Raw genomic sequence first — 13,176 nt, forward strand, 5'->3', positions numbered from 1 at the left:
AAGACTTCTGATAATCATGGTTAACTTCCGTTCTGACTCTTCTCTCGTAAATACATTTTCCTTGAACTTGCATGAGCTACAGCTAGTTTGGGCATTTAAATTACACCAGATTACATTAAGTATTGTCCTGTTTTTAAAAGTGATATTATTTTTTTGAAAAATATAGCGTTATTGCTAGAAGCAGTGACATATGAAAGCAAAAAGGAATGATAGATGTATTTAAAACTCAATAGCTTTACTTTTTTATTGTGGTGTTTATTGACCCTGGGTAATGTTGCCCAGGCTGCTTTGCCGGTCCCGGGAGCAGTTAGCTCGTTTGAATTTGACAATGAAGAAGTTTTTGATGGCGGTGCCGCCAAACTAAAGTGGAAAGCACCAAGTAATCATACAGGGGATATTTATTACAATATCTACTGGCAGCAGCCTAATAGCAGTTACCTGTATCCGTGGCGAACTGTATATACTCCGGGGGTAATAGAAGACGGGTTTTATGTAACCTCTCGTACTGTCAGTGGATTAGGCGCTCATACTTTTCATATTGAAGCATGCAATGTTGAGAAAAAATGTGGGACACGACTGTCACGTTCTGTTGAGGTGGTAGCTCCCGTTCCTACAGCGGTAAATGGCTTTACCTTAGAAAATACAGTACTTATTGATGGCGGGCGTATCAGGATGAACTGGCAGGCACCGAGCAGTCATTCTGATACCGATTATTACAACATATACTGGCGACAGCCTGGTAGTCAGTATGATTATCCCTGGGTAGAAAAAGCAGCTATCAGCCTGCAGACAGCCTCTCGTATTATCACTGGGCTAGGCAGCCATACCTTTGGTATCGAGGCATGTAATATTGAAAATAAATGTGGTACCCGCATATCACGCTCTGTCGAGGTGATTGAAGAATTAGCAGAATTAAGCGTGCCTGAACTGAGCTTTAAATCCTATCCGGAACAAATTGAGATCTCCAGTTCCGGTTTAGGGCAATATCAGGTTAGCTGGAATGATGTCGCCGGCGCAACATATTATGAACTTCATGAAGAAGCGCTTGGTTTATTGGATAAAGCCCCGAAAACAGAGCAGATCTATAATGCTTTATTTTGGTTGCGTAATAAGGTGAGCGGTGAGTATTTTTATAAAATCAGGGCTTGCAGGGACAGCAACGACTGCAGTGAATATTCTTCATTAAAATCAATTAAAGTCGGCATTGGCGAAATTGGAATTTCCTCACAAACTCAAGAGAGTGATATTGCCGACTTGAATCCTCGTACCGATCTTGCCTTTGGTGGAACCGTTGAGTTTAGTAATGCGATTAGCTTTACCGCTAAAAGTCGGACGAATGCAAAGTGTGAAGGTATAGGTAACGCTGAATGCAGCAAAGCTATGGTTTTCACCGGTTCAGTTGCTGAATTGGAGGATGATAGGGAAATCACTATTGAATTTGATATGCAAATAAAAAATTATGCTTGGTTATATGAAGGTAATTTATGGTGGATATTATTCCAGGATTGGTTCCGTGTTGACGGTACTGGTACTGCCAATTCGCCGCTAAGCGCCTTAACAATCGAGCGGGTTGGCGATGAGTTATATCTGCAACAGGTACAAAGAGCTTATTTATGGTGTGAAAATGCTCCTGCTGCAGGAATGGATATGCCGGCTAGAGTGCAACGTGAAGAAAATGACTGCAGCAATACCCAGGAAAAAATTGTCGGACAATATAAAATTGCCGATGTGAATGATAGTACATATCCTCAATTAACTATTGTTATTGAAATCACTGAAGGGGGCGCGGGAAATCCTGATTCAGGCATGAAAGTTTGGGTAAATGAGGTATTAATTTCGGATCCTGAGTTAAGTCATTATCAAGTAAAATCTTACGGACCAAGTGTTGAAAGCGTTAATAATGATAAGCGATTGCACCGTAATCATTTGTATGGGGTTGGTATTTATCATGGCTATGGTTTTAACTCGTCTCAGGAGTTTGGAGAGGATAACAACTTAGAAGTTGAAATCAGCAACCTTTCGTTTACCAATTTGTTTGACGGAGAATATCAGCCGGTAGCACCGGATACTATGCCATCGGCAAAGCTGGAGAATGGCAATGATATCAAGCTCTCCTGGGGTAGGGTTTCCGGTGCAACTCACTATTACAGCCAGGTAAAAATAAATGGAGGTGAATGGCAAGGAGAAGAGAAGCATTTGATGAGAGAAAAAACCTTCTTAAATCTGCCGGCAGGGGTATATCAATACAGGCTAAAAGCCTGTAATAAAAACTTATGTTCGAACTATGAGCAAGCTCCCATATCCAGTACGATAACGATACATTAGCATGGCAATCATTGAGTTGGCTGGTATTTATGGGTATTCCATAAGGTTCAGCTTAAAGTTATAAATATTTTAAAAGCCGCACAAAGGCCATTGTGCGGCTTTCTTCTTCTGGAAATTCTCTTTTTCGTAATATTCCCTCGACATTACACGCCATTACACTTTGTATGGATCCGACAAAAGAGCTGCTAATATATCCCTGCGCTTATAACATTATATTTACTTTTGTTTGGCGCTTACGTTGTCGTTTGAAACCGGGGAAGAAAGCAATGAGAATATTATTGAAACTGTTAGCCTTGTTAGGAGTTGGCCTGGCTGTGTATACGGCTTTCAAGTCAGGAGAATTATTCAGTTCAATGGTTATTTCCGCTATCTTTGCCATTGTTTTTGCGGTAATGTTTTTGCAATTTCCTTCCCGACGTCAAGTGAGCGAACAAAACTTTGATTCGGCTGCGATCACCTCTTCCAATACACCTTATAAAAGTGTCTTTCTTTCTGCCAATGGTAGTCATTCCGGCTGTGATGGCGAAAGCTGTTAATATTGGCTGATTTATCACGGCAGGCCGAAACTGTCTGTTGTAAACTGCGCCCTTAACATCCCTGTTCTTTCCTTTTTCTTAAATTAAACCAGTGAAACCGATTAAGTAATAACAAGCGCTTAACCAAGCCTTGCCTGTTATTGTCTATAATTGCGGTATCTTTTTGATTATTTTGGCGATAGATAATGAGGCAAATATTCTGGTTGAGTCTTCTGATCTTCGGGAGTTTTTTGCTCTCTGTCGCCAGAGTTTCCGCCAGCGAACTGATCACTGTTTATACCGAAAATTATCCCCCTTTTAATATGTATGATGAAAATAAAGCAATCATCACGGGGAAATCAACCGAGCTGGTGCGGCAGATCTTTAAGCTGGCAGGTATTGACCATGCCATGATACTGACGACCTGGGCCAGATCGCTGCAAACCGCCAGAAGCACAAAAAACACCGCCGTTTTTTCAACCGCTAAAACCGCCGACCGTGAAAAAGACTTTTACTGGATAGGCCCCCTGGTGCTGAATAAATGGGTCTTTATGGCAAGAGAGGAAGATAACATCACACTTGATTCATTAGCGGATATCGGGGAATTGTCCCTTGGTACCTATCGCAGTGATGCTTCAGCCCAATATTTACTGGATAAGGGGTATGCCGTGAAACTTACCAGCTTTGACGGTCAGAATGCCCATAAGTTAAAGTCTAAAAGAATTGATCTCTGGGCCACCGGTTATTTGCTTGGTCCTTATCTTGCCCGGGAAAATAAGGTAAGCGGCCTGAGTATAGTGAAAAACTCTCAGGGTCAGCCGTTTGTTTATATCGAAGTGGGTATGTACCTGGCGTTAAATAAGAAGACTTCTGTAGATATTTATCACCGGCTTAATAATGCTTTCAGGGAAGTCTCCGATTTACATTAGTTGCAAATCTAGCGGGTAATAAAGGTGTGGTCACTATGCTTTAGACATAAAAAAGCCTTACCAAAGGTAAGGCCCGAAGTGCTCGCTGTATGGTCTTGTATAGACAAGCTTCTTATTAGTTATCTCTTAACTAGCGCGAATTATTTATATCAAAGGTGGATCGGCTGTGCAACATCTTTAATAGAGCAATAGCTTTATATGGTGCAGCATTTTTCGGCAATTATCTTGGCGAATATGAAAAATTCTTTGATTCATAACATGGTCAGCGGCGCCAACTCCATGTAGAATACGGGCGATATTTTATGGGGATCTTATTTTATGACTGAATTAAAAAACGACAGTTATTTACGTGCATTGTTACGTCAACCTGTTGATTACACACCAATATGGATGATGCGTCAGGCAGGCCGTTATTTGCCTGAATATCGCGAAGTGCGTGGTCAGGCGGGTGACTTTATGTCGTTATGCCGCAATGCCGAACTTGCCTGTGAAGTAACGCTTCAACCTTTACGTCGTTTTAAGCTTGATGCTGCTATTTTATTTAGTGATATTTTAACAATTCCTGATGCCATGGGTTTAGGTTTATATTTCGAAACCGGCGAAGGACCGAAATTTGAGCGCCCGATCACCTGCAAGGCAGATGTTGATAAAATCGCTATCCCGGATCCGGAAGACGAACTGGGTTATGTGATGAACGCGGTACGCACCATACGCCGTGAATTAAAAGGCGAAGTGCCGTTAATCGGTTTCTCCGGCAGCCCCTGGACCCTGGCGACCTATATGGTAGAAGGCGGCAGCAGCAAAGCCTTTACCAAGATCAAAAAAATGATGTTTGCCGAGCCGCAGGTTTTACATGCCTTGTTGGATAAGCTGGCGGATTCGGTAATTTCTTACCTGAATGCCCAGATTGCCGCCGGCGCCCAGTCGGTGATGGTGTTCGATACCTGGGGTGGCGTATTGTCGCCGCGTGATTATAAAGATTTCTCGCTGCAATATATGGCGAAAATTGTTGACGGTTTAACTCGCAGCAACGACGGTCGCCAGGTGCCGGTTACCCTGTTTACCAAAAACGGCGGTATGTGGCTGGAAGACATTGCCGCTACCGGTTGTGATGCGGTAGGTCTGGACTGGACTATAGACATTGAAAATGCCAAAGCCCGCGTCGGCGATAAGGTGGCGTTGCAGGGCAATATGGACCCTTCGATGTTATATGCGCCTAAAGAGCGTATCGAGCAGGAAGTAGCTAAAATCCTTGGTGGTTTTGGTGAAGGTGGTACCGGTCATGTCTTTAATCTGGGTCATGGTATCCATCCGGATGTTAATCCGGACCATGCCGGTTACTTTATTGATGCGGTACATAGGCTGAGTAAGCCTTACCATAAGTAAAAAGTACAAGTAAAAAAGTTTAGCTGTCTCTTGATTGCTCCTTAAAAATCAAGAGGCCTTGCTGGCAAATACCCTTCAAGGATGGTTCGTAATACCAAGCATCCTGTTCACACCCTTGTACATCCGGATACCAATAAAGCTGCTGCACCTGACTTGGGATGCAGCAGCTTTAATTTTTACCTGTGTTTACAGGTGAATCTGCCTAACTGATCTGTTTAGGCTTAATGACTATCTCCTCTTGATTGATCACAATACTGACTTTACGGCCGATAGCAAAACCGGCTTGCCTGAGCCATTTCCCCCTGAGTACTATGCAGGGTTCAAGGTTGACCGGTACATAGTTAATGCCTATGCCGCGGGTTTTTGCCGCCGACTCGCAGATGGTTTCCAGCACGGTAAACTGCCGATAAATGGGATAATTTACTTTTGCCGGGGCGGGGTCTGGCGTATGCTTATAATTAGCCATGACGTACTCCTCGAAGTTCGTTGCGGTTAGCAGCCTCTGGGTGCTCTGAACACTCAGGGGTTGCGACTTTAGTTACGGCGTTATTGCCGGGTGGCAACTGTATAGCAGCCAAGCTTTATAGAAACTAAGGTAAGCGCTATTGTTGCCACCTTTAACTAAAGACCGTGTGGCCGGTTAGATCAATAACGGGCAGGGTTCTTTTTAAAGGGAATAATGGCGGACTTGTCTGTAAAAATTTACAGCCTGGGTTAAGGGCTGCTTTGTGCGCGGCAGGCGGGTTTAGGTATCTTTTTGTTGGCTGTTTTTTAAAGTTATTTTGCGCTCTGCTGGCTATGGTGTAAGCTGGGGGCATAACTAAATCATAAGGATCCAGCAGATGAAACTTGCGCTTAAAAACGGTTTAAGTTTGGTGCCTATGGCGTTTTTCTTGATGGCTTGCCAGTCTGAGCCGGCGTCAACAGAAATGACTTCGTCACCGGCCGCGGCTGTCACCAGCGAGCAGGGAGCAAACATGTCCAATAAACTTACCAAGCAAGAACGGCGTCCGGTATTGAAGTGGCAGCAGGGGACGGTGAAATACCTGACCATGGAAGGGGGCTTTTACGGCATAGTCACCGACGAGGGCAAGAAGTTATTGCCTATGGGGTTAGCGCCCGAGTATCGCCAGCATGGCGCTATAGTTAAGGTGAAGGGGGAGCTGATCAAAAATATGATGACCATACAACAATGGGGCACCCCTTTTAAAATCACCGAAATAGAGCTTATTGCCCCCGGACTGAAACATCCGCCGGGACAGGTAGACAGATAACCAGATATAAAAAAGGGCGCTTCATGTTAGCGCCCTTTTTATAGGTTAAAAATTCTGCCTGAAGTTAAAACAAGCGGTTTAAGCCGTTTAACGCCGCTACCCTGAAGGCTTCTGCCATGGTCGGGTAGTTAAAGGTGGTTTCGACAAAGTATTCTATGGTATTGCCGCCGTTTTCCTGCTGCATGATCGCCTGGCCGATATGGATGATTTCCGCGGCATTTTCACCAAAACAATGTATCCCCAAAATTTCTTTGCTTTCCCGGTGGAAGAGAATTTTCAACGAACCCACCAGGGAATTGGCGATTTGTGCCCGGGCCAGGTGTTTGAACTGGGCGCGTCCCACTTCGTAGGGGATCTTGGCTTCGGTCAGCTCCTGTTCGGTTTTTCCGACTGAGCTGATTTCCGGTATGGTGTAGATGCCGGTGGGGATATCGGTGATCAGTTTGGCATTGCTGCAATCGTCGGTCATGGCACAGGCGGCGATACGGCCCTGATCGAAAGCAGCGCTGGCCAGACTGGGATAGCCGATCACATCGCCGACCGCGTAGATATTTTCTACCTGGGTCTGGTAGGTATTGCTGACCGCCAGTTGACCGCGGCCATCGGCCTTGAGTCCGGCAGCATCCAGGTTTAAATCTGCGGTATTGCCGGTGCGGCCGTTGGCGAATAACAAACAATCGGCGCGCATTTTTTTACCCGACTCTAAATGTACCACCACAGAATCATCTTTGGCTTCCACCCGCTCGATTTGTTCGCCGTGGCGGATCACTACGCCATTGTTCCATAGGTGATAACTCAAAGAGTCGGACATTTCATCATCGAGGAAAGACAGCAGGCGGTCGCGGGTATTGATCAAATCTACCTTAACCCCCAGGCCGCGGAAAATAGAGGCATATTCTGAGCCTATTACCCCGGCGCCGTAAATAATGATATGGCGCGGATCATGAGTCAGGCTTAAGATGCTGTCGGAGTCGTATACCCGCGGATGGCTGAAATCGATATCGTCCGGATGATAAGGACGTGAGCCGGTGGCGATCAGGATTTTCTCGGCAGTGATTTGTTCCACCGAGCCGTCGTTTCGTAAGATCTGTATGGTATGGGGATCGATAAACGACGCTTCGCCGCAGTAGTGTTCTACCCGGTTTCTGTCATAAAAACCGCTGCGTAACCTTACCTGTTTGCGGATCACGGCATCGGCGTGACTTAAAATATCCGGGAAGGTGAAATGCTTGGGTTTATCCGTGCCGCTAAACAGCGGATTGGCATTGTATTCGATCAGCCGACTGACGGTTTGCCTTAAGGCCTTGGACGGGATTGTGCCCCAGTGGGTACAGCCGCCGCCGACATCCTTATATCTTTCGATTACGGCGACTTTTTTATTTTGTTTTGCCAGGTTCATGGCTGCGCCTTCACCACCCGGACCTGTGCCTATGATGATAGCGTCGTATGTGTAACTGACGGGTTTCTTTTTCCGGGGGGAGACGTTTTTTTTAGCCAATGATAGTACCTCAAATCCTGCTGCGTGGTGAAAATTCTAGCAGGATTTGGGTACCAGGTAACTAGTTAATAACTAAGAATTTGTTTTAAGCCAGTTTTGCCGTAAGTAAATGCCAACTGCGTTGCTGTTCTGCCAGGCGTAATTTCAGCTCTTTATACTGTTGTACCAGCTCTGACTTTTCGACATCTGCCAGTAGCTGGTCACGTTTGTCGGCCAGCAGCTGTTTGCGGGCGGCATAAAAATCATTGAGCTTGGCAATCAGGGCATCGTATTCCTGTTGCAGGCGCTCGAGCATCAATTCGGCTTCCGGATGACTTTTCAGTTTTAGCTGACTGCGTTTTAAGGTCATGGCCAGGCGAGCTTTTTCAACCTTGTCTTCCGGGCTGGTTCTCAGCTTTGAGGTGAGTTTGAGCCATTCACAGCTTTTGATCAGCCATTTGGTCGGATCAAACTGCCACCAGCGGATGCCGTTGCGATAGTCATTTTCAAAAATATGGTGGTAGTTGTGATAACCTTCGCCAAAGGTGAAGAACGCCAACACGCCATTGTCGCGGGCGGTATTTTTATCGGTATAGGTTTGCTTGCCCCAGATATGGGCCAGGGAGTTGATAAAGAAAGTGGTGTGGTGACTTAATACCAAACGTAAGAAACCGACCAGCAATAAGCTGCTGATGACATCGCCGTGCCATAAACCGAATAACAGCGGGACGCCGACATTCATGGCAATCGTTAATAACAGGTAATGTTTGTGCTGCCACATGACGATGGGGTCTTTTTGCAGGTCGCGGGCATTGTCATAGTTGGCATATCTGTGTGCCTGGTATTCCCTTAACATCCAACCGATATGTGAATACCAGAAGCCCATTTTGGCAGAATATGGATCTTTGTCATTTTTATCGACATGTTTATGGTGAATACGGTGATCGGAAGACCAGTGCAGGATACTGTTCTGCAGAGCAAAGGCACCGCCCAGGGCAAACAACAGTCTCAGGCTCCAGTGTGCCTGGTAGGTTTTATGGGACCATAGTCTGTGGTATCCGGCAGTAATGGACATGCCGCAATAGATAAAACACAGCACGGCCATAGTAATTTCAGCACCGTCAAAGCCGTGGGTAAATGCCCGGTAAGGTACGGCAACGGCGGCAAATAAAAACGTTATCAGAAAAACAGCAACGTTCAGCCAGATAATTGGGGGTTTTTTCATTAAAAAGTCCGAAAAATAAATTCAGCGTACAAGTGTCCACCATTCTAGAGAGTTGGTCGGTTATCCGTCAAGTGAAGTTTGTGTTAATTTTACTCGCCGGTGGGCTTTTTCGCCTATTGGCTGGTCGCTTGATATGATTGTTCAGCGATTCGTTGTGCGATCAGCCAATATTTGAGTATGATAGCCTTTAAGTTGAGAAAAATGAGATAGGATCAGCAATTTATGACTGGGATTCGAGCACAGCAAAAAGAAAAAACACGTCGCCAGTTGATAGATGCTGCATTGGGACAGCTTAGTGCCGAGCGTAGCTTTTCCAGCTTAAGTTTACGTGAAGTAGCAAAAGAAGCCGGTTTGGCCCCAACTTCTTTCTACCGCCATTTCTCCGATATGGATGAACTTGGGCTTACCCTGGTTGATGAAGCGGGCCTGACCTTGCGTCAATTAATGCGCCAGGCGCGCCAGCGTATTGAGAAGGGCGGTTCTGTGGTGCAGATATCGGTACTGACCTTTATGGAATTTATTGAGAACAATGCCAATATTTTCCGTTTGTTATTACGGGAGCGTTCCGGTACTTCGGCGGCTTTTCGTGCGGCGGTAAGTCGGGAAATCCGCTATTTCACTATGGAGTTATGTGATTATTTAGAGCAGGCCAATAAGCTGGACTCGGAAGTTGCTTATATACATGCCAATGCTGCGGTGACTATTGTATTCAGTGCCGGTTCAGATGCCTTAGATCTGGATAAAAAGGAGCGGGAGTTACTGGCGGAGCGCACTATTTTACAGCTCAGGTTTATTGCACGCGGGGCTGCCGAGTTCAGTCGTCGTGAACGCGGTAATAAATAATATAATCCTATAGGTTTATTTCGTTACTCAGGTACAGTCGCCGGGTTCGGCCACTGTGAACGGGGCAATAAAGCTTAGTCACTGTTAAGAAAAAGCCGGGGAAATCCCGGCTTGTGTTTTCATCTCTGCTTTATATCTTTATTTACGGGTAAGTACGACACCGGTCTCTACATGATGGGTGTAGGGAAACTGATCAAATAAAGCAAACTTTTCAATATTATGGGTTTTCGTTAATACCGTTAAGTTATCTTTTAGTGTTTCCGGGTTGCAGGAAATATAGATGATGCGTTCAAACCGGCTCACCAGTTCGACACTGTCCGGGTCAAGACCGGCACGTGGCGGATCAACCAGCACGGTTTCGTAGTTATATTGCGTTAAGTCGAACCCTTCCAGGCGTCTGAACTGGCGTTCACCATTCATTGCCTGGCTGAATTCTTCACTGGACATACGTACGATATCAATATTATCCATTTTATTCAGGGCGATATTAACTTGCGCTGACTTTACCGAAGTCTTGGAGATCTCTGTGCCTAATACCCGGTCAAAGTTTTGTGCCAGGGCGATGCTGAAATTACCGTTACCGCAATAAAGTTCGATTAAGTCACCGCCTAAACCGGCAGTTGCCTGTTGCGCCCAGGTCAGCATTTTCTCGTTGACCTTACCATTAGGCTGGGTAAAGCTGTTCTCTACTTGCTGGTATTGATAGCTTTTGCCCTGTACCGTTAAGACTTCAGTGACATAATCTTTATCCAGGACTATTTTTTGTTTTTTCGCCCGGCCGATAATATCTACCGGCGCAATAGCAGATAAACTTTCTTTTAATACTTTGGCGGCATCAGTCCAGGCCTGATCCAGTTGTTTGTGATAAAGGAGGCTGATCAATAACTCGCCGCTGAGGGTGGACAAAAAGTCTACCTGAAATAATCTCTGCCTTAATACCTGGTTATCTTTAATCTCATCAAGCAAGGCCTTCATGGCTTTATTAATTAGTTCACTGGCAACGGGAAAATATTCAACGCGAAATTTTTGCTTGGTTTCGCTGTTAAACATTATGTAGTCAAGGGCATCACCGTCATGCCAAACACGAAACTCAGCTCTTTGCCGATAGTTTAATCTTTCGGATTCATAGATATCAAAATCAGGTAAATCAAATGCTGAAAATAACTCTGCAATATCTTGTTGCTTTTGAGTGAGCTGCTGATCGTAATTATCGGGATGAATAAAACTGAACATGTTTTCGCCTTGTCGCTAGTGGAGCGCAGATTTTAGCGCCGCATTTTACTTTGTCTAGTAAATTGTCTGCTGAATTGGCCGGTGAGCAGAATTCGTCATTGTCCGGTAAAAGAAAAGATGCCAATTTTAGTTCTTCTCCCTTTGTCGCAAATCTTATAAGGACAAAGGGTTATTTGAGTACTGCTCCTGCAGCTTTAAATATAGGGCTAAAAGTCGGCTACCGTTAAAGGTGCCAATAAAAAAGCCCGCAATTGCGGGCTTTGATTTGGATAGTGCTTACTGAGGTGAGCAGTTAGACAGCTTCATCTGTACGTTCGGGCCGGTCTTTGGCTTCACGTACTTTTAAAGTGCGCTGCTGGAATTCCGTATCATTCAAAGCTGAGATTGCTGCTTCAGAATCACGTTCGCTCATTTCAACAAAACCGAAACCGCGGCGTTTGCCGGTGTGCTTGTCTTTCATCAAGCGAACAGAATGAACATTACCGTATTCAGAGAATAAGCTTCTAACAGATGCTTCGTTGGCGCGATAAGGCAAGTTACCAACATATAATGTTTTCACTTCATCGCTTTTTGAACTTTCAACTTCTTTCTTGCTGATAAATGGCGCAAGCAGAGCACCGATAAAGATACTGACAGCAACTGTTGCAGGATCTACACCTATAGGTCCTGCGATGAAATAACCGATCAGGGCAAAAACAACTGCCACTATGATAACGGTTAATACTTGGGGAGACTTCATAATATGTACCTGATTATTTTTTTTAAAATCACAAAATTGCAATTATATGTTACCCGGCTTTCATTAATGTGCAACTATAAGTGTAATTTTTATGCAATTTAATCAATTGAATATACTATAGAGCACTAAGTCCGGAAGAAAGTAATGCACAGCATACATTCATTTATAGGCCTAACTTCTCGAAAACCCTATCAGACAAGCTCTCTATAGCTCTTATTTTAGCTGGATTGTTCTAAAAGTAATCGCTTGAATAAAATATTGAAAATAGTGCTTGATCTATTCCTTAAACTCTCTAGAATGCGCATCCACTTCCACGGGGCAGCCCAACGAAGGGTTTTGATAAGTTTACTCTTGCTTTTTAAGTAGAGGATAAACAGTTAACGGTTGAAAATGTTTTTTTAAATTTTTAACGAAAAAGGTTGACATCGAAACTGAGGGGCGTATGATGCGCATCTCGCTAAGGGCAAGGCCTGAAGCAACAATGATTAACGAATGCGATTAATCATTTCTTCTTCTCTAATAAAGAGCAGAAGAGTTCTTTAAAAATTAGTTATCATGCAATTTGTGTGGGCACTCACGTTAATGTTGATTTTACATAGTTCTTCGGAACACTAAATAAACTTAATGATGAATGACACACAAAACTATTTATTCATAGTTTTATATGTACAGATTCATTGAGTCAGAGAGCTTGTCTCTCACAAACGATTTTTAATTGAAGAGTTTGATCATGGCTCAGATTGAACGCTGGCGGCAGGCTTAACACATGCAAGTCGAGCGGTAACATTTCAAAGCTTGCTTTGAAGATGACGAGCGGCGGACGGGTGAGTAATGCTTGGGAATATGCCTTATGGTGGGGGACAACAGTTGGAAACGACTGCTAATACCGCATAATGTCTACGGACCAAAGCGGGGGACCTTCGGGCCTCGTGCCATTAGATTAGCCCAAGTGAGATTAGCTAGTTGGTAAGGTAACGGCTTACCAAGGCGACGATCTCTAGCTGGTTTGAGAGGATGATCAGCCACACTGGGACTGAGACACGGCCCAGACTCCTACGGGAGGCAGCAGTGGGGAATATTGCACAATGGGCGAAAGCCTGATGCAGCCATGCCGCGTGTGTGAAGAAGGCCTTCGGGTTGTAAAGCACTTTCAGTTGTGAGGAAAGGGTGTAGCTTAATACGCTGCATCTGTGACGTTAGCAACAGAAGAAGCACCGGCTAACTCCGTGC

Annotated in this window: 11 protein-coding genes and 1 rRNA gene (1 of these 12 only partly in view); 7 read left to right on the plus strand and 5 right to left on the minus strand. The window is 44.7% G+C overall.

Translation table 11 applies throughout. From position 1 onward, the window contains the following. Positions 1–213: 213 nt before the first annotated feature. From QL234_RS18965 to hemE, 4 genes are all read left to right on the plus strand, one after another. Positions 214–2,325 carry a hypothetical protein gene (locus QL234_RS18965; RefSeq protein WP_281559362.1) on the plus strand — a complete coding sequence of 704 codons (2,112 nt, stop codon included), beginning with the start codon at positions 214–216 and terminating at the stop codon, positions 2,323–2,325. Between the two features lie 266 nt (positions 2,326–2,591). Continuing rightward, positions 2,592–2,861 carry a hypothetical protein gene (locus QL234_RS18970; protein ID WP_281559363.1) on the plus strand — a complete coding sequence of 90 codons (270 nt, stop codon included), beginning with the start codon at positions 2,592–2,594 and terminating at the stop codon, positions 2,859–2,861. A gap of 230 nt (positions 2,862–3,091) precedes the next feature. Next, positions 3,092–3,769 carry a transporter substrate-binding domain-containing protein gene (locus QL234_RS18975; RefSeq protein WP_281559364.1) on the plus strand — a complete coding sequence of 226 codons (678 nt, stop codon included), beginning with the start codon at positions 3,092–3,094 and terminating at the stop codon, positions 3,767–3,769. Positions 3,770–4,087: 318 nt separating this feature from the next. Continuing rightward, positions 4,088–5,155 carry a uroporphyrinogen decarboxylase gene (gene hemE / locus QL234_RS18980; RefSeq protein WP_044834185.1) on the plus strand — a complete coding sequence of 356 codons (1,068 nt, stop codon included), beginning with the start codon at positions 4,088–4,090 and terminating at the stop codon, positions 5,153–5,155. 202 nt (positions 5,156–5,357) lie between these two features. On the opposite strand, the gene QL234_RS18985 is transcribed toward hemE, so the two are convergent. Then, a complete protein-coding gene (locus QL234_RS18985; RefSeq protein WP_281559365.1) occupies positions 5,358–5,621 on the minus strand; it encodes a SymE family type I addiction module toxin in 264 nt (87 codons plus the stop codon). A 376-nt stretch (positions 5,622–5,997) separates the two neighbouring features. Here QL234_RS18985 and QL234_RS18990 point away from each other — a divergent pair, with 376 nt between their 5' ends. Then, positions 5,998–6,429 (plus strand): hypothetical protein, encoded by a 432-nt coding sequence (locus QL234_RS18990; RefSeq protein WP_281559366.1) that lies wholly within the window; start codon positions 5,998–6,000, stop codon positions 6,427–6,429. Positions 6,430–6,493: 64 nt separating this feature from the next. Here QL234_RS18990 and sthA read toward each other — a convergent pair whose 3' ends face one another. Further along, positions 6,494–7,927, minus strand: a complete 1,434-nt coding sequence (sthA, locus tag QL234_RS18995; RefSeq protein ID WP_281559367.1) for a Si-specific NAD(P)(+) transhydrogenase — start codon at positions 7,925–7,927, stop codon at positions 6,494–6,496. Between the two features lie 85 nt (positions 7,928–8,012). Beyond that, on the minus strand, positions 8,013–9,131 hold the full coding sequence (locus tag QL234_RS19000; protein WP_281559368.1) for a fatty acid desaturase: 1,119 nt from the start codon (positions 9,129–9,131) through the stop codon (positions 8,013–8,015). A gap of 222 nt (positions 9,132–9,353) precedes the next feature. On the opposite strand from QL234_RS19000, the gene fabR reads away from it, so the two are divergent. Then, positions 9,354–9,974, plus strand: a complete 621-nt coding sequence (fabR, locus tag QL234_RS19005) for an HTH-type transcriptional repressor FabR (protein WP_281559369.1) — start codon at positions 9,354–9,356, stop codon at positions 9,972–9,974. A gap of 138 nt (positions 9,975–10,112) precedes the next feature. On the opposite strand, the gene trmA is transcribed toward fabR, so the two are convergent. Then, positions 10,113–11,207 (minus strand): tRNA (uridine(54)-C5)-methyltransferase TrmA, encoded by a 1,095-nt coding sequence (gene trmA / locus QL234_RS19010; RefSeq protein WP_281559370.1) that lies wholly within the window; start codon positions 11,205–11,207, stop codon positions 10,113–10,115. A gap of 292 nt (positions 11,208–11,499) precedes the next feature. Then, positions 11,500–11,946 (minus strand): RNA-binding protein, encoded by a 447-nt coding sequence (locus QL234_RS19015; RefSeq protein ID WP_044834442.1) that lies wholly within the window; start codon positions 11,944–11,946, stop codon positions 11,500–11,502. A 712-nt stretch (positions 11,947–12,658) separates the two neighbouring features. Between QL234_RS19015 and QL234_RS19020 the strand changes: the two genes are divergently transcribed. Next, positions 12,659–13,176, plus strand: a 16S ribosomal RNA gene (locus QL234_RS19020) (it continues 1,024 nt past the right edge of the window).

The sequence above is a fragment of the Thalassomonas sp. RHCl1 genome (genome assembly GCF_947387555.1).
In the GTDB taxonomy this organism is placed as follows: domain Bacteria; phylum Pseudomonadota; class Gammaproteobacteria; order Enterobacterales; family Alteromonadaceae; genus Thalassomonas.

Excerpts from the sequence above, each read along its gene's own strand:
- QL234_RS18965 (WP_281559362.1), top strand. The coding sequence starts at position 214 with ATGTATTTAAAACTCAATAGCTTTACTTTTTTATTGTGGTGTTTATTG.
- QL234_RS18970 (WP_281559363.1), top strand. The coding sequence starts at position 2,592 with ATGAGAATATTATTGAAACTGTTAGCCTTGTTAGGAGTTGGCCTGGCT.
- hemE (WP_044834185.1), top strand. The coding sequence starts at position 4,088 with ATGACTGAATTAAAAAACGACAGTTATTTACGTGCATTGTTACGTCAA.
- QL234_RS18985 (WP_281559365.1), bottom strand. The coding sequence starts at position 5,621 with ATGGCTAATTATAAGCATACGCCAGACCCCGCCCCGGCAAAAGTAAAT.
- QL234_RS18990 (WP_281559366.1), top strand. The coding sequence starts at position 5,998 with ATGAAACTTGCGCTTAAAAACGGTTTAAGTTTGGTGCCTATGGCGTTT.
- QL234_RS19000 (WP_281559368.1), bottom strand. The coding sequence starts at position 9,131 with ATGAAAAAACCCCCAATTATCTGGCTGAACGTTGCTGTTTTTCTGATA.
- fabR (WP_281559369.1), top strand. The coding sequence starts at position 9,354 with ATGACTGGGATTCGAGCACAGCAAAAAGAAAAAACACGTCGCCAGTTG.
- trmA (WP_281559370.1), bottom strand. The coding sequence starts at position 11,207 with ATGTTCAGTTTTATTCATCCCGATAATTACGATCAGCAGCTCACTCAA.
- QL234_RS19015 (WP_044834442.1), bottom strand. The coding sequence starts at position 11,946 with ATGAAGTCTCCCCAAGTATTAACCGTTATCATAGTGGCAGTTGTTTTT.